A 16896-nucleotide genomic window follows, 5' to 3' on the forward strand; every position below is an offset into this window, starting at 1 on the left:
GGCTTGCGCCGCGAGGAGGTGGCGCAGCTGACCGGCATGTCGGTGGACTACTACACCCGACTGGAGCAGCGCCGCGGTCCGCAGCCCTCGACGCACATGCTGGCAGCGCTGGCGCGCACACTGCGACTAAGTCTCGACGAACGCGACCACCTGTTCCGGCTCGCCGGTCATCCTGCACCCGAGCGGACAGCATCGTCGACATTTGTGCGGCCGGCGCTGATCCACTTACTCGATCAGCTTGACGATTGTGCCGCATTCGTTTGTTCCGACCTCGAAGTGTTCCTTGCCCAGAACCGGCTGTCGGTGCTGCTGACAGGTGACCACGTGGGCAGCGGAATTCAGGACAGCATGGCGTGGAAGTGGTTCCTGGGCTCGGAATTTCGCGAGCTGGTTCCGCCCGGGGAGCGTGATCACCAGGCTCGAGTCCGGGTGGCGGCCCTGCGGGCGGCCTGGTCGCGCCGTCGCGGTGACGCAGATGTTCGAACCCTTGTCGGCGAATTGCTGTCACGCAGTGATGAATTCCGGCAGCTGTGGGAGCGGCATGAGGTGGGAGTCCCGCCCGACGATCACAAGACGTTCATTCATCCGCGCGTCGGCAGCATCAGCCTGGACTGCGAGATCCTGGCCACCGCAGACGGAAACCAGCGGCTGGTCATCCTCAGCGCGCCGCCGGCGTCGGAGTCGTACGGCAAGCTGGAGCTGCTCGGCGTCCTGGGCGCGCAGGATGTCGGCGCCTGAACCTCGCGTCGCCTACCGCTTCAGCGCGCTGCCTTCCCCACTGATCCCACGGCACCTCAACTCATTGACCGATTGGGCTGACGATCTTGCCTTCGGCGGCCGCTAGGCCGATATCGCTGCGAAAGTGGCTGCCGGGCAATCGAATCGACCTGAGAATGCCATAGGCGACAGAACGGGCTTCGGCCAGGTCTGCCCCGGTGCCGACCACCGAGAGCACCCGGCCGCCGGACGACACGATCGCGCCGTCGTCGCGGCGGGCCGTTCCGGCATGCAGTACCCCGTCGGCCTCCGATCCCACGATCACGTCACCGACCCGCGGCCGACTCGGATAGTTTTCCGCCGCAAGCACTATCGTCACAGCCGTACCGTCGCGCCAACGTAACTCGCCGAAACTGGCCAGCTCGCCGGTGGCTGTCGCATGCAGCAATTGGCCCAGCGGGGAATCGAGCAATGCAAGAACCGACTGCGTTTCCGGATCGCCAAAGCGGCAGTTGAATTCGATTACCGCAGGCCCGTTGGATGTGACCGCCAGCCCGGCGTACAGCAGCCCGGAAAACGGGCTGCCGCGCCGGACCAGTTCGGCCGCAACGGGTTCCGCGATATCGCTGACCATCGTTTGGTAGATGTCTGCGGGCAGCCACGGGACGGGCGCGTAGGCGCCCATGCCGCCGGTGTTGGGGCCGGTATCCCCCTCACCGACTCGCTTGAAGTCCTGTGCGGCCAGCAGTGGTACCACTGTCTGGCCGTCGACGATGCAGAACAGCGACACTTCGGGCCCGTCGAGGTAGGACTCCAGCAACACCGGATGTCCGGACTCCAGCAGGCTCGCGGCGTGAGCGCGCGCGGTGTCACGGCTGTGGGTGACCACCACACCCTTACCGGCGGCAAGCCGGTCATCTTTGACCACCCAGGCAGGTTCGCCGGCGGCCGGGCCGAATCGGTCCAGCGCCGCATCCAAACGTGCTGGGCTATCGACGATCTCGCTGGCTGCGGTGCGGACACCGGCAGCGGTCATCACATCTTTGGCGAAGGCTTTGGAGCCTTCAATCTGCGCCGCCGCCTTGCTGGGCCCGAAACAGGCGATACCGGCGTCGCGCACGGCGTCGGCCACCCCGAGCACCAGCGGGACTTCCGGGCCGATGACCACCAGATCAGCCCGAACCCGGCGGGCCAACGCAACGACGGCGTCGCCGGAGGTGATGTCGACATCGTGCTGATCGGCTATCGGCGCGGTGCCGGCGTTGCCGGGTGCGATAGCCAGCGCCTCAACTTGTGGATCGGCGCGCAGCGCCAGCAGCAAGGCATGTTCGCGGGCACCGGACCCGATCACCAGGACGCGCACGAAACGTCACTTTAGCCTGGCGACGATGCGCCCCGTGAGCGGCGTGAGGAGCCGGACCAATCCAGCCGACCCTGTCCTTACGACCGGGTGCCGAGAAATCCGACGGCCATACACTTGACAGCTTAGTGTATGGTCTAGGTGAAGGTGTGCTTCAGCTCACCCAGGAAGGTGACCGCACGTGACGACAACGAGTGTCTGCCCGTTCGGACCGGGTTTCGACTTCACCGATCCGGACGTCCTGCAACGCGGCGTGCCGGTGACCGAATTCGCTGAGCTCCGCAAGACCGCGCCAGTCTGGTGGAATGCGCAACCTGCCGGCGCCAATATCTTTGACGACGGCGGATATTGGGTCATCAGCCGCCACGAGGACATCAAGGAGATTTCGCGGGACAACGAGCTTTGGTCGACCAACGAGAAGGGCGTCGTGATGCGGTTGCCCGACGGTGTGACACCCGAGCAGGTGGAAGTGACCAAGGCGTTGTTGATCAATCACGATCCGCCCGAGCACACCCGGCTGCGCAAGCTGGTTTCCGGGCTGTTCACGCCACGATCGGTGGCCTCGCTCGAAGACAAGCTCGCATCCGCCGCCCATGACATCGTCCGAGCCGCAGCCGAGAAGGACACCGGCAACTTCGTCGACGACATCGCAATGAAGTTGCCGCTGCTGGCGATCGCCGACCTCATCGGGGTCCCGGAGGCGGACCGCGAGCAGCTGTTCGCCTGGACAAATGCCGTCATGAATACTGACGATCCCGATTTCGACAGCGATCCGATGAGCGCACACGCTGAGCTGATGGGCTACGCGTACACCATGGCCGAAGACCGTCGTCGTTGTCCGGCCGACGATATCGTCACCAAGCTGGTCCAGGCGGACATCGACGGCGAATCGCTGGGTGAAACCGAGTTCGCCTTCTTCGTCATCCTGTTAGCCGTGGCGGGCAACGAGACCACCCGTAACGCAATGACGCACGGCGTCAACGCCTTTTCCGAGTATCCCGACCAATGGGAGCTGTACAAGCGCGAGCGGCCGGAGAGCGCCGCCGACGAGATCGTTCGCTGGGCAACGCCCGTGCACTGTTTCCAGCGGACCGCGCGCAAGGATGTCGCGGTCGGTGATGTCACAATCCGAAAAGGCCAGCGGGCCGGTCTTTTTTATAGCTCCGCCAACTTCGACGAAGACGTCTTCGACCGACCCTTCGAATTCAATATTTTGCGCAATCCCAACCCGCACTTGGGATTTGGCGGAAACGGCGCCCATTACTGCATCGGTGCCAACTTGGCGCGCATGGAGATCAAGCTGATATTCAACGAGATCGCCGACCAGCTGCCGAAGATCTCCGCGGTGGCGAAGCCCCGCCGACTCCGGTCGGGATGGATCAACGGCATCAAGGACCTGCAGGTCGCCTACCACGGTTAGCCTCCGCATAGGATTCCGGGATGCGCACCCATGGGTGGGCGGGTGCAACGCCGGCCACCGACGACGAGGCCGTCGCCCGTATCTTGGCGGCGGCTAGCGACGCCATCGATAATCGCGGCGCCGACTTCAGCATCGCCGACGTGGCGCGGGCGCTGGGCGTCACACGTCAGACCGTCTACCGGTATTTCCCCAGCACCGATGCCCTGCTGCAGGCCGCGGCCACCCGTGCGGCGGCCGGCTTCCTCGACCGGTTGGCGACGCACCTGTCGGGGATCACCGATCCGGTGGATGCAATCGCCGAAGGAATCGCCACTGCACTGGAGTGGTTGCCCACCGACAAACACATCGGTCTACTACTTGCTCGCGATCGCTCCAACAATTTCACCGCGGAGGTCACCTCGGAGGTGGCGCTGCAATTCGCAAACGCAATGTTGCGACGATTCGATGTCGACTGGGCCGCAGCGGGTTTGACCGACAATGATTTGGCCGAGCTGGGTGAGCACTTGCTGCGAATCATCCAGTCGTTCGTCATCGATCCCGGACGTCCGCCCCGTCGCGGTAAGGCCCTCCGCGATTACTTGCGTCGCTGGGTCGCCGCGGCGGTGTATCCGGCTGCGCGCAGCTGAGCTAGTCCGCAGAAAACCATCGTCACGTCTGCAACACGAGCCACTGCTCCGACACATGTGTGTAGTTGCCCGCCTCGGAGCGACTTTAGGATTTGTCGCGCGGAGGCGCGCATGACGACACATCTGACTTCTTGAGACACCTGGGGCTGATGGGTCAGCTGAAATAACAACCAGCCCAAAAGAGCGCTACTCCAAGCTCTTACCCGAGTGCATCTTCACCGCGGCGTCCACATTGGCCTTCTTGTCCTCACCGGAGCCCTTTGCCGCGGCCTTCTTGCGCTTCGCCACGACGGCGTCGACCGCGCCGTTGAGCGCTGAACCCAGCGGAAAGCCGAGATAGTGGGTGAGAAAGACTGCCATTTCCTTGAGTTCAGTCTCGGTGAGTTCGCCGTTGAGCAGTGCGGCGTTGATTTGGATCTCGGCGAGGTCGCGATTCCCGATCGCAGTCACCGCCGTCAACGTCATGATCCGCTTGTCGCGCATCGACAATCCCGGTCGGGTCCAAATACTGCCGAACAGGTGGTCGACAGTCAGATCGAAGTACGGGTCACCTTCGATGTTGGGCATCTCCCAGCCGTAGACCTCGTTCATCTTCTCGAGCCCTTTGCGGCGCAGTTCGTCCATTACGTCTCTTCCTCCGTGTGCGGTATCCCAAGGCCGGCGGCCAACCGCTCATAGGCGATCCGCGCCAGCGGTAGATCAATCGATACCGTCTCACCCAGTGCCAGCGCCAGACTCAAATCCTTCTCCCCCAACCCGCGAGCGTGCAAGAAAGGCTGGTACAGGAAGTTGTCTGGCTCAATATCTTTCATGTCTTCACGAACCATGATCGCACCGGCACCGCCGGTGAGCGCATCGGTATGGCGCACCACCCGGCCCAGCGCCTGCAGATCCAGCCCGGCGGCCTCGGCCAGTTTCATGGCTTCGCATGCCGCCGCATAGGAAGTGAACGTCAACATGTTGCGGGCCAACTTCATTCGAGTTCCCGAGCCCGGTGCACCCGCGTGGATGACCATCGACGCCCACTGCTTGAACGCCGGCTTGATCTTTTCGTAGACCTCACGCTCGGCGCCTACCATGGTGGCGAGTTCACCCTTCGCGGCGGCACCGCCGCCACCACTGACCGGTGCGTCGACAATGTGAATGCCTTGCGGTTTCAGCTGCTCGGCCAATTCGACGGCGGTCGTGTCGCTGATCGTCGAGTGGATCGCGATGACGGTGCCGGGCTTTGCGTTGGCGGCCAACTCGCCGACGACCTCACGCACCTGCACATCGTCGAGAACGGTGACGCTGATGATGTCGGCGGCCGCAACGTCGGCCAAGCTGTCTGCCAGCGTCGCGCCGGCTTCGGCCAGAGGCGTCATCGCTTCGGTTCTGACGTCGTAAACGGTTACACCGCCAGGCCAGTCGACCAGCCGTTTGGCCATCGGCGCGCCCATATTGCCCAGGCCGATGTAACCGAGCTTCAACTGGTCAGTCACTATGCGGCTCTCCTCATCGCTTCGCTCTGCATCGTCGTCGGCGGCTATGACCGAATTACCTGCCCGCCGTCAACGTTGAAGATCTGCCCGGTGATCCAGGATGCCTCATCGGACAACAGGAACAAGCACATGCCGACCAGATCTTCCGGAGTCCCCATCCTCGACAGCGGAAGTCCCTTGACGATGTCGTCGACAATCTCCTTGGGCGTGGTGGTGCGATTTGCCTCGGTATCGATAGGCCCCGGTGCAATCGCGTTGATTCGGATCTTCTGGCCACCCAGTTCGCGGGAGAGCTGTTGCGTCATGCCGTTGATCCCGACCTTGGCCAAGCCGTAGAAGTTCGAGTACAACCATGCCGCAGTGGACGACTGGTTGACGATCGCGCCGCCGCCGCGCTTGGCCATCTTCTTGTACACGGCGCGGGTGCACCACAGTGCGCCGTCGAGGTTCACGCTCATGAACTTCTTGTAGTACTCGGGGTCGACCGTGAGCAGGAAGTCCAGCTTCATGCCCCCGAAGATCGCGGCGTTGTTCACCAGGTAGTCGATGCCCCCGAATTCGGCCAATGTGCGATCGGCCATCGCCTTTGCCGACCCGGGGTCCGAAACGTCGACCGGGATGCTGATCGCCGTGCCGCCGTCCGAGGTGATTTGCTTGGCCACCCCTTCGGCCGCGTCGGCATCGATGTCGGCCACCACCACCGCCGCACCCTCGCGGGCCAGCGCCTCGGCGTAGGCCTGACCGATACCGCCACCCGACCCGGTCACGATGGCGACTTTGTCCTCGAATCGCATGTTTCCCTTTCCGTCGAGTGTGGGGTTACGGCACGTTTGTTGGCTCAGGGCGTGTCATAAGGCCACACTCGGCGCGTTAGACAGCTGTCGCAATGGTTTTGACTTCCAGGTATTCCTCGAAGCCGGCGAGACCCATCTCGCGTCCGTTGCCGGACTGCTTGTAGCCGCCGAACGGCGCGTCGGCCGAATACCAGACGCCGCCATTGACGTTGACGGTGCCGACCCGCATGCGCGACGCGAACTTCGCGGCTCGCTGCGGATCGGCGCTGAACACCGTGCCGGACAACCCATATGGCGAGTCGTTGGCGATCCGCAGTGCGTCGTCGTCGCCGTCGTGTGCGATGACCGTGAGCACCGGCCCGAAAATTTCTTCCCGGGCAGGCCGGGCGTCGTTGGTTAGGCCTGCGATCACGGTGGGCTCGATGAAGAAACCGGCGTCGCGATTTGCCGGCCGGCCGCCGCCGCAGGCGAACGTGCCGCCTTCGGCGACCGCGAGGTCGAGGTAACTCTGCACACGGTCCCGCTGGCGCGCCGAAATCAAAGGCCCACACACGGTTCCGGCGTCGTTGGGATCACCCGGTTTGATGGACCCCATGGTGCCCGCCGCGATGGCGACCGCCTCGTCATAGCGTGCCCGCGGCACCACCAGCCGGGTGGTGATCGCACAGCCCTGCCCGGCGTGCATGGCTGCGGTGAAGGCCGAAACCGAACACGCGCCGCCCAGATCGGCGTCGTCGAGCACCACGAACGCCGACTTGCCGCCGAGCTCCAAGAACACCTTCTTGATGGTGGCGGCGGCATCGCTCATCACACCGCGGCCGGTCGCCGTGGAGCCGGTGAACGAAACCATGTCCACCCGAGGGTCTTTGGCCAGCAGCGCGCCCAGGCTGTGGTCGCTGGACGTGACGATGTTGACGACGCCGGGCGGAAAGTCGGTGTGCTCGACGATGAGCTCCCCGAGCACTGCCGCACACCACGGCGTGTCCGGTGCGGGCTTCAACACGATGGTGTTTCCGGCGGCCAGTGCCGGTCCCAGCTTGGCGAGGTTGATCTGATGCGGGAAGTTCCACGGGGTGATCGCCCCGACGACGCCGACGGCTTCTCGGACGACGGTGCGCCGGGTGGGAATTCCCATCGGCGACGCCTCACCGAGATCCTGACTCCACTGATACGACTCGGCCGTGTCGGCCGCGAAGCTCAGGTCGCCGACCGGGCCCTCCAATTGGGCGGCGGCGGTGAGCATCCGCGGTGCGCCCACCTCCGATATCGTCAGCTCCCGAAGTTCTTCGATGTGTGCGCGCATCGCATCGCGTAGTTGGCGAACGCAGCGCACCCTCAGTTCGGTATTGCGTGACCAGTCCGTCTCGTCGAATGCCCGTCGAGCGGCCTCGATGGCGCGGCCCATGTCCTCGGTGTCGGCGTCGGCCGCAGCACCCAGGGCTTCCTCGGTGGCCGGGTTGATCGTGGCGAAGGTGCCTCCGCCGCCGCTGGTCAGCTTGCCGTCGATGAGCAGAGGGCTTACGCCGTCGGCCAGGAATGCCATCTTCGCCTCCGCACCTCGCAATGGTGGACAGTTGTCCGGAATAGTTTCGTCGAACCATAGTCTCCTGGCCCGGCTAAGTGCAAGAGCGGCCCCGCCACGGCAGCAGATTAACGCCAGTTATCTAGGCATAATAGCGACTGGTCTTGCTTCGGCGCGCCGCCATCAGCTAGCTTGGACATGTGTCCAGCGATTCCGTAGTCGCGATCACTTCCGAGGCCAGCGGCTCCGCTGGCGAAGTGCCGCGCAACCGTCGCCAGGAAGAGACGTTCCGTAGGGTGCTGGCCGCAGGCGTCGAGGTCCTGCGGGAGAGTTCCTACGCCGACCTCACGGTTCGCGCCGTGGCCGCCCGCGCCAAGGTCGCCCCAGCGACCGCCTACACGTACTTCTCGTCGAAAAACCACTTGATCGCCGAGGTCTACCTGGATCTGGTGCGACAAGTCCCCTACTTCACCGACGTCAACGTGCCCATGCCGATCCGAGTGGACAAGGCCCTGCGTCACCTGGCGCTGGTGGTCGCCGACGAGCCAGAGGTTGCCGCGGCGTGCACGACGGCGTTGCTCAGCGGCGGCGGTGACCCGGCGGTACGGTCTGCGCGCGACCGGATCGGCGCCGAAATCCACCGCCGCATCACGTCCGCCATTGGGCCCGACGCCGATACCCGCACCGTGTCCGTACTCGAGATGACGTTCTTCGGCGCGCTGGTCAACGCTGCCAGTGGGGCCTACACCTATCACCAGATCGCCGACCATCTTGGTTACGCGGTCGGTCTCATTCTGAAAACGCCCGGCGACGATGCGGCCCGCAAGGCGGACCGAGGAGACGGGCAATGACACTCAGGGAAAACCGATGACGCTTCAGATCGACGAGCCGCTGCTCGACCCGTATGACTACGACTTCCACGAGGACCCCTACCCGTATTACCGGCGGCTGCGGAACGAGGCCCCGCTTTACCACAACGAAGAACTCGGCTTCTGGGCTTTGTCGCGACACCGCGACGTGCACCAGGGATTTCGCAACAGCACCACGCTGTCCAACCGCGACGGCGTCTCGCTGGACCCGGTGTCGCGCGGACCGCACGCCTCTAAGACGATGTCGTTCTTGGCGATGGACGATCCCGCCCATCTACGACTGCGCACGCTGGTGTCGAAAGGCTTCACACCGAGGCGGATTCGGGAGCTCGAGCCCCGCGTCACCGAGCTGGCCGTGCAACACCTCGACACCATGCTGGAGAAGGCAGACTCCGGCGTAACCGTCGACTACGTCGCGGAATTCGCCGGCAAGCTGCCGATGGATGTCATCTCCGAGCTGATGGGTGTGCCGGAGCCCGACCGCGACCGCATCCGTGCCATGGCCGACGGGGTGATGCACCGCGAGGACGGGGTCAACGATGTGCCGGCTTCGGCGATCGAGGCGTCGATCAACCTCATCGTCTACTACCAGCAGATGATCGCCGACCGCCGCAAGAAGCTGACCGATGATCTGACCTCGGCGCTGCTGGAGGCCGAGATCGACGGTGACCGGCTGGCCGACGACGAAGTGCTCGGATTCATGTTTCTGATGGTGATCGCCGGCAACGAGACCACGACCAAACTGCTTGCCAATGCCGCCTTTTGGGGTCATAAGAACCCCGATCAGCTGGCGCCGGTCTACGCCGATTTGTCGCGGGTGCCGCTGTGGGTCGAGGAGACGCTGCGCTATGACACCTCCAGCCAGATCCTGGCCCGCGTCGTATCCGGGGAGCTGACCCTCTACGACACCACGATCCCCGACGGCGACGTGCTGCTGCTGTTGCCCGGTTCGGGGCATCGCGATGAGCGGGTGTTCGACAACCCCGACGATTACGTCATCGGCCGCGAAATCGGGCCAAAATTATTGAGTTTCGGTAGTGGCGCGCACTTCTGCCTGGGCGCGCACCTGGCCCGGATGGAAGCCAAGGTTGCGCTCACCGAGTTGTTCAAGCGAATCCGCGGATATCGAGTCGACGAGGCCAACGCCGTCCGCGTCCACTCCAGCAATGTCCGCGGATTCGCTCACCTACCAATGACCTTGGAGGTCCGCTGAATGCCCCGCTTTGACCCCTTGCCCGAACGTCGGCCGGCGATCGTAGCCGGCGCCTCTTCCGGCATCGGAGAAGCCAGCGCGATCGAACTTGCAGCGCACGGCTTCCCGGTCGCCCTGGGCGCCCGCCGGGTCGAGAAGCTCAACGACATCGTCGGCAAGATCAACGCCGAGGGCGGCGAGGCCGTCGGGTTCCACCTGGACGTCACCGATCCGAACTCGGTGAAATCGTTTGTCGCCCAATCGGTCGATGCGCTCGGCGACATCGAGGTGCTGGTGACAGGAGCGGGTGACACCTACTTCGGCAAGCTCGCCGAGATCACCACCGATGAATTCGAATCGCAGCTGCAGATCCACCTCGTCGGCGCCAACCGGCTGGCCGCCGCGGTACTTCCAGGCATGCTGGAGCGGCAGCGCGGCGACCTGATCTTCGTCGGCTCCGACGTGGCTCTGCGCCAGCGGCCGCACATGGGCGCATACGGCGCGGCCAAGGCCGCGCTCGTCGCGATGGTCACCAACTTCCAGATGGAGCTCGAGGGCACTGGCGTGCGGGCCTCGATCGTGCACCCCGGCCCGACCAAGACGTCGATGGGCTGGAGCCTGCCGGCCGAGAAAATCGGTCCCGCGCTGGAGGACTGGGCCAAGTGGGGTCAAGCCCGCCACGATTATTTCCTGCGCGCGGCCGACCTTGCACGAGCCATCACGTTCGTCGCCGAGACACCGCGCGGTGGCTTCGTCGCGAACATGGAGCTTCAGCCCGAAGCCCCGTTGGCCAACAACAAAGGTCGCCAGAAGCTCGCACTCGGAGAAGAGGGGATGCCGACATCGTGACAACCGCCATCGTGCCCCGGGTATCCGGTGGCGAAGAAGAGCACGGCCATCTCGAGGAATTCCGGACCGACCCGATCGGGTTGATGCAGCGCACCCGCGACGAGTGTGGCGACGTGGGCTGGTTCCAGTTGGCGGGCAAGCATGTCATCCTGCTCTCCGGCGCCGGGGCCAACGAATTCTTTTTCCGTTCTGCCGATGAAGATTTGGACCAGGCAGCGGCGTATCCGTTCATGGCGCCGATCTTCGGCAAGGGTGTGGTATTCGATGCCAGCCCGGAGCGTCGCAAAGAGATGCTGCACAACTCGGCGCTGCGCGGCGAGCAGATGAAGGGCCACGCAGCCACCATCGAGGCTCAGGTCAAGGGGATGATCGCAGACTGGGGCGAGGAGGGTGAGATCGAACTGCTCGACTTCTTCTCCGAGTTGACCATCTACACCTCGACCGCCTGCCTGATCGGCGTGAAATTCCGCAACCAGTTGGACTCGCGGTTCGCGGAGTACTATCACGAGCTTGAGCGCGGCACCGACCCGCTGTGCTACGTGGACCCCTATCTTCCGATCGAGAGCTTCCAGCGCCGCGACGCGGCGCGGGTGAAACTTGTTGCGCTGGTGCAGGAGATCATGGACCAGCGGATCGCCAACCCGCCCGACGACAAGGCCGACCGCGACATGCTCGACGTGCTGGTGTCGATCAAGGACGAGGAAGGCAATCCCCGATTCTCTGCCGACGAGGTGACCGGGATGTTCATCTCGCTGATGTTCGCCGGGCACCACACCAGTTCCGGGACTTCGGCGTGGACGTTGATCGAGCTGATCCGGCATCCCGAGGTTTACGCCGAGGTTTTGGCCGAGCTGGAGGAACTTTACGCCGACGGCCAGGAGGTGAGTTTCCATGCACTGCGCCAGATTCCGAAGCTGGACAACGTGGTCAAGGAAACCTTGCGCCTGCACCCGCCGCTGATCATTTTGATGCGGGTCGCCAAGGGTGAGTTCGAAGTCGAAGGCTTCCCAATCCATGACGGCGACTACGTGGCCGCATCTCCGGCGATCTCTAACCGAATTCGCGAGGACTTCCCCGACCCGGACGCCTTCAACCCGGACCGCTACAACAAGCCCGAGCAGGCCGACATCGTCAACCGGTGGACCTGGATCCCGTTCGGGGCGGGGCGACACCGCTGCGTCGGCGCTGCATTTGCCACGATGCAGATCAAGGCTATCTTCTCGGTTTTGTTGCGGGAGTATGAATTTGAGATGGCTCAGCCGGCAGACAGCTACCACAACGACCACTCCAAGATGGTCGTGCAGCTTGCCCGGCCAGCCAAGGTGCGCTACCGCCGCCGTAACGGGAGTTAACGATGGGTTACCGGGTCGAAGCCGACTTGGATTTGTGTCAGGGCCACGCGATGTGCGAGCTGGAGGCTCCCGACTACTTCCGGGTGCCCAACCGGGGCAAGGTCGAGATCATCGATGCCGAGCCGCCCGAGGATGCCCGCGACGAGATCGAACGGGCCGTTGAAATGTGTCCAACCCGAGCGTTATTCATCAAAGAGAAGGAAGACTGACCCATGAATTCCAAGGCGTCACACTCACGCGAAGACCTCGAGGCATGGGTCGACCGCTGGCTGCAGGCCAACAAGGACTGCGAAAAGGCCGGGGATTGGAAACCGTTGGCAGATTTCTATGCTGCCGATGCCACCTACGGCTGGAACATCGGCCCCAAGGAAGACGTGATGTGCGTCGGCGTCGACGAGATTCGCGACGTCGCGCTGGGCATGGAGATGGAAGGCCTGGAGAACTGGGTGTACGAATACCAAAAGGTGCTCATCGACGACAAGCAGGGCGAAATCGTCGGCTTCTGGAAGCAGATCGTCAACAAGACCGACGGCACCCAGGGCGAGATCTACGGCATCGGCGGCAGCTGGTTCCGTCTCAGCAACGATCAGCTCATCGAGTGGCAACGTGACTTCTTCGACTTCGGCCATGTCGCGAAGATGTTCGCGACCCTCATCGAGTCCGGCGATCTGAGCACCGGTATGCAGAAGCGGATCGAGCGCAGCCTGGCCGGCGAGAAGCTGCCCGGCTACTACCCGCTGGGACAGGCCCCGGTGCCCATTTGGTGATCCCGCGACGGTTGACGCTCCCCCCTTGTTCACCACACAGTGACGCAGGTCATAATGGGCTGCGAATGAGAACACGTTCTAAATTGCCGTCCGGCCCAGGCCGGTCCCCTTCGCCGACTGGAGGTCGTTCATGAAAACAAAGGGCGCGCTGATCTGGGAGTTCAACCAGCCTTGGTCGATCGAGGAAATCGAAATCGGCGATCCGCAGAAGGACGAAGTCAAGATCCAGATGGAAGCGGCCGGGATGTGCCACTCCGACCACCACCTGGTGACCGGCGGCATCCCGATGGGCGGTTTTCCGGTTCTCGGTGGCCACGAGGGCGCCGGCATCGTCACCGAGGTCGGTCCCGGGGTGGAAGGCATCGCTCCAGGTGACCATGTGGTGCTGTCCTTCATCCCGTCCTGCGGCAGTTGTCCGACCTGTCAATCGGGCATGCGCAATCTGTGCGACTTGGGAGCCAACCTGCTGAACGGCGCAGCAGTCAGCGATGGAACGTTCCGGATTCAGGCCCGCGGCCAAAACGTCTTTCCGATGACCCTGCTGGGGACGTTCTCGCCCTACATGGTGGTGCACAAGAGTTCGGTGGTGAAGATCGATCCGTCGGTGCCGTTCGAAGTGGCCGCCCTGGTGGGTTGCGGCGTGACCACTGGCTACGGTTCGGCGGTCCGCACCGCCGACATCCGGCCCGGCGAAGACGTCGCGATCGTGGGAATCGGCGGAGTCGGGATGGCCGCGCTGCAAGGGGCGGTCAACGCCGGCGCCCGCTACGTCTTCGCGGTCGACCCGGTCGAGTGGAAGCGCGACCAGGCTCTCAAGTTCGGCGCCACCCACGTCTACCCCGACATCGAGAGCGCGCTCGGCGGCATCATGGAGGTCACCTATGGCCTGATGGCCCGCAAGGTGATCGTGACCGTCGGCGAACTTCACGGCGCCGACGTCGAGAACTACATGATCATGACCGCCAAGGGCGGCACCTGCGTGCTGACCGCAATCGGCAGCCTGCTGGACAACCAGGTCAACCTCAACCTCGCGATGCTGACCCTGATGCAAAAGAACCTGCAGGGCACCATCTTCGGTGGCGGCAACCCGCAATACGACATCCCGCAACTGTTGTCGATGTACAAAGCCGGCAAGCTGAACCTCGACGACATGATCACCCGCCAGTACAAGTTGGAGCAGATTAACGACGGCTACCAGGACATGCTGGACGGCAAGAACATTCGCGGCGTCATCCGCTACACCGACGCCGACAGATAACCATTTGTGCTGAGTGGCCAGTTATGACACGCATTTCGACGAGAAGCGTGCAATAAGTGGCCGCTCGGCGGTTACCCGGTGGCTTTCACCGGTGAGCACCTTCTCCCACCTGCTGGCGCCGGGGCGAATCGGGGCCATGTCGGTGCGTAACCGGCTGGTGATGTCTCCGATGGAGACGATGTACGGCACGCCCGACGGGCTGCCCTCGCAGCGCACCCGGGACTACTTCACCGCGCGTGCCCAAGGCGGTATCGGCCTGATCACAGTGGGAGCCACCGGTGTTGACCACCAGCATCCGGAAACGCCCGGCGGCCTGCACCTGGGCACAGACGACGCGGTGGATGCGCACCGAGCGCTGGTGGACGCGGTTCATCAGCATGGCGCCAAGATCCAGCCCCAGATCGTCCATGCCGGGCCGGACGGACTGGGGCCGGAGATGCACGGGGTTACGTCGCTGGGTCCGTCGGTGATTCCGTCGTATCTGACCGGCCGCCCGTCGGCTGAGATCAGCGCTCACCAGCTCACCGAGGTGCTCGACCTGTTCAAGGCGGCGGTCCGCCGTGCCGCCGAAGCCGGCTACGACGGAATCGAACTGCATGCCGCGCACGGGTACATGCTGCTGGGATCTTTCCTTGCCCCACAACGTAATCGGCGCACCGACGACTACCGTGGCGACTCCGTGCGGGGCCGCATCCGAGTCGTGCTGGAGACACTGGCGGCGATTCGCTCGGAAATCGGCGACGCACTGCCGATCACACTTCGGATTTCCGGATACGAGCGGGTCGCCGGGGGCCGTCCGATCTACGAGACCGCGCAAGTGGCACCGGAGCTGGTGGCTGCTGGAGTGGACGCTTTCCATGTCAGCGGCGGGATCATCGACCGGCTGGTCACCCAGATGGTCAATGGCTCTGACGACGGTGACCAACTCAACGTCGGTGCCGCCGCGGCAGTCAAAGAGGTCGTCGACGTCCCGGTGATCGCCGTCGGGCGCATCCACGACCCGCAGCAAGCCGAACGGATCCTGGCCGACGGCCGGGCCGATTTCATCGCGATGGGCCGTCCGCTGCTCGCCGATCCGGACCTGCCCGAAAAGCTGTCGTCGGGCCAGGCACACCGGGTCCGCAAATGTATTTCCTGCGAAAACTGCATCGACGCTATGGAATTGCGGTTCTCCGTCGACTGCGCGGTCAATCCACGCACCGGCAAGGAGCGTGAACTGGCCGCCAAGCGCACGGCGCGATGTAGGCGCGTGGTGGTGATCGGTGGCGGTCCCGCCGGCTTGGAGGCGGCGCGGGTCGCGTCCGAGCGTGGACATCGGGTAACGCTGTTCGAACGCGGCGGTCAGCTCGGCGGCGCACTGCGGTGGGCGTCCATCCTGCATCCAGAGAATGAGCCTTTCCTGCATTATCTGCGCGGCGAGGTCAGGGCCAGTGGCGTGAACGTTGAGCTGGGCCACGCTATTTCAGCAAGCGAGGTCGTCGACCTGCGGCCGGACGCGGTGGTGGTTGCCACCGGAGCCCGCGTCGCCGTCCCGACGATTCCGGGCGACCGGCTTTCGCACGTGCGCACCGGACCGGCGCTGCGTGAGCTGCTCGGCGGTCATGCCGAGCCGGCCGCCCCGGCTTGGCAACGGGTGTGCGCGCAGGCAATGTCGGGGTGGCGACAGCGGTTGGTGCGTCCCGCGACCGTTCGGCTCGCCTCGCGCGCCTGGCTTCCACTCGGACGACGGGTTGCTGTCATCGGCGGTGATCTGGTCGCGATCGAACTCGCCGAATTCCTGGCACACCGCGGACGACTGGTGTCGATCCTGGAGTCGGGCAAGCAAATTGCGCCGGAGGTCGGCAACAAACGCAGGACCGAGCACATGGATCGGCTGGATCGCCTCGGCGTCACTGTGCACGTCCGAGCTGTCGTCGAGCGCATCACCGAAGATGCGGTGGTGTTCACGCCTGCCGCGGGCAAACCACGCCAACTGCGCGCCGACACTGTGGTGGTGGCCGGCGCACCCGAACCCGACACCGCGATGTTCGACGCGCTGATGTCTGCCATGCCCAACGCCGAAGTGCATGCCGCCGGCGATTGCACCGGTCTGGGCCTGATCCGCAAAGCCACCGAGGACGGCGCCCGTGCCGCCTGCGCCATTTGACGATAGGAGAACGAAATGTCCCAGGAAACCGTTCAGCAGTCCCCCGCACTGACCGCCTCGCAGTCGTCATGGCGTTGCGTGCATGCCCACGACCGCGAGGGCTGGCTGGCGCTGATGGCCGACGACGTCGTCGTCGAGGACCCGATCGGCAAGTCCATCACCAACCCCGATGGCACCGGTGTGCGGGGCAAGGACGGCGTCGGCGGGTTCTACGACACCAACATCGCCACCAACCAGCTGTCGATCACCTGCGAGGAGACCTTTCCGTGCAGCGACCCCAACGAGATCGCGCATATCCTGGTGCTGCGCAGCAAGTTTGACAACGGAATCACCAGCAAGGTGCGCGGGGTGTTCACCTATAAGGTCAATGACGCCGGGCTGATCACGAACATGCGCGGCTACTGGAATCTCGACATGATGACATTCGGCCCCGAGGAGTGAACTCGTTGCTGGCCGGCCGCGGCGCCGTCGTGGTCGGTGGATCGCGCGGCATCGGTGCGGCCGTCGCGGCCTCATTGGCGCAGCACGGCGCCGGTGTGGTGG

The 16896-nt window shown here is 64.2% G+C and carries 17 protein-coding genes; 12 read left to right on the forward strand and 5 right to left on the reverse strand.

What is annotated here, in order from left to right; genetic code table 11:
• Positions 1-738, forward strand: a 738-nt coding sequence (locus WB785_RS12325; RefSeq protein ID WP_424079502.1) for a helix-turn-helix transcriptional regulator, incomplete at its 5' end; no start/stop codon positions are given.
• A gap of 61 nt (positions 739-799) precedes the next feature.
• Here the strand turns inward: WB785_RS12325 and purD are convergent.
• Positions 800-2080 (reverse strand): phosphoribosylamine--glycine ligase, encoded by a 1281-nt coding sequence (gene purD / locus WB785_RS12330; protein ID WP_424079503.1) that lies wholly within the window; start codon positions 2078-2080, stop codon positions 800-802.
• Between the two features lie 178 nt (positions 2081-2258).
• Here purD and WB785_RS12335 point away from each other — a divergent pair, with 178 nt between their 5' ends.
• Positions 2259-3497: a cytochrome P450 gene (locus WB785_RS12335; protein ID WP_424079505.1), complete on the forward strand. Its 1239-nt coding sequence runs from the start codon at positions 2259-2261 to the stop codon at positions 3495-3497.
• Between the two features lie 20 nt (positions 3498-3517).
• Positions 3518-4123 carry a TetR/AcrR family transcriptional regulator gene (locus tag WB785_RS12340; RefSeq protein ID WP_424079506.1) on the forward strand — a complete coding sequence of 202 codons (606 nt, stop codon included), beginning with the start codon at positions 3518-3520 and terminating at the stop codon, positions 4121-4123.
• A gap of 186 nt (positions 4124-4309) precedes the next feature.
• On the opposite strand, the gene WB785_RS12345 is transcribed toward WB785_RS12340, so the two are convergent.
• The 4 genes from WB785_RS12345 to WB785_RS12360 form a co-directional block, all read right to left on the reverse strand.
• A complete protein-coding gene (locus WB785_RS12345) occupies positions 4310-4747 on the reverse strand; it encodes a carboxymuconolactone decarboxylase family protein (protein ID WP_424079507.1) in 438 nt (145 codons plus the stop codon).
• Positions 4747-5604, reverse strand: a complete 858-nt coding sequence (locus WB785_RS12350; RefSeq protein ID WP_424079508.1) for an NAD(P)-dependent oxidoreductase — start codon at positions 5602-5604, stop codon at positions 4747-4749. The genes WB785_RS12345 and WB785_RS12350 overlap by 1 nt, the downstream gene beginning before the upstream one ends.
• 44 nt (positions 5605-5648) lie before the next feature.
• Complete coding sequence (locus tag WB785_RS12355; protein ID WP_424079510.1) at positions 5649-6398, reverse strand: SDR family oxidoreductase; 750 nt, start codon at positions 6396-6398, stop codon at positions 5649-5651.
• Positions 6399-6474: 76 nt separating this feature from the next.
• Positions 6475-7941 (reverse strand): aldehyde dehydrogenase, encoded by a 1467-nt coding sequence (locus WB785_RS12360; RefSeq protein WP_424079512.1) that lies wholly within the window; start codon positions 7939-7941, stop codon positions 6475-6477.
• 179 nt (positions 7942-8120) lie between these two features.
• On the opposite strand from WB785_RS12360, the gene WB785_RS12365 reads away from it, so the two are divergent.
• The 9 genes from WB785_RS12365 (at position 8121) to WB785_RS12405 (ending at position 16794) form a co-directional block, all read left to right on the forward strand.
• Entirely contained in the window at positions 8121-8771 is a 651-nt protein-coding gene (locus WB785_RS12365) for a TetR family transcriptional regulator (RefSeq protein ID WP_424079513.1), read from the forward strand.
• Between the two features lie 16 nt (positions 8772-8787).
• Positions 8788-10002 (forward strand): cytochrome P450, encoded by a 1215-nt coding sequence (locus WB785_RS12370; protein WP_424079514.1) that lies wholly within the window; start codon positions 8788-8790, stop codon positions 10000-10002.
• Positions 10003-10830 (forward strand): SDR family oxidoreductase, encoded by an 828-nt coding sequence (locus tag WB785_RS12375; protein ID WP_424079515.1) that lies wholly within the window; start codon positions 10003-10005, stop codon positions 10828-10830. It abuts the gene before it with no gap.
• Positions 10827-12182 carry a cytochrome P450 gene (locus tag WB785_RS12380; protein ID WP_424079517.1) on the forward strand — a complete coding sequence of 452 codons (1356 nt, stop codon included), beginning with the start codon at positions 10827-10829 and terminating at the stop codon, positions 12180-12182. The genes WB785_RS12375 and WB785_RS12380 overlap by 4 nt, the downstream gene beginning before the upstream one ends.
• Positions 12183-12184: 2 nt before the next feature.
• Positions 12185-12391: a ferredoxin gene (locus WB785_RS12385; protein WP_424079519.1), complete on the forward strand. Its 207-nt coding sequence runs from the start codon at positions 12185-12187 to the stop codon at positions 12389-12391.
• Between the two features lie 3 nt (positions 12392-12394).
• Positions 12395-12949, forward strand: coding sequence for a nuclear transport factor 2 family protein (locus tag WB785_RS12390; protein WP_424079520.1), 555 nt, complete (start codon positions 12395-12397; stop codon positions 12947-12949).
• Positions 12950-13079: 130 nt separating this feature from the next.
• Positions 13080-14207: an NDMA-dependent alcohol dehydrogenase gene (locus tag WB785_RS12395; protein ID WP_424079522.1), complete on the forward strand. Its 1128-nt coding sequence runs from the start codon at positions 13080-13082 to the stop codon at positions 14205-14207.
• Between the two features lie 91 nt (positions 14208-14298).
• Positions 14299-16353 carry an FAD-dependent oxidoreductase gene (locus WB785_RS12400; protein ID WP_424079523.1) on the forward strand — a complete coding sequence of 685 codons (2055 nt, stop codon included), beginning with the start codon at positions 14299-14301 and terminating at the stop codon, positions 16351-16353.
• A 15-nt stretch (positions 16354-16368) separates the two neighbouring features.
• A complete protein-coding gene (locus WB785_RS12405; RefSeq protein WP_424079524.1) occupies positions 16369-16794 on the forward strand; it encodes a ketosteroid isomerase family protein in 426 nt (141 codons plus the stop codon).
• Positions 16795-16896: the final 102 nt, after the last annotated feature.

The sequence above is a fragment of the Mycobacterium sp. genome (genome assembly GCF_049585075.1).
GTDB lineage: Bacteria > Actinomycetota > Actinomycetes > Mycobacteriales > Mycobacteriaceae > Mycobacterium.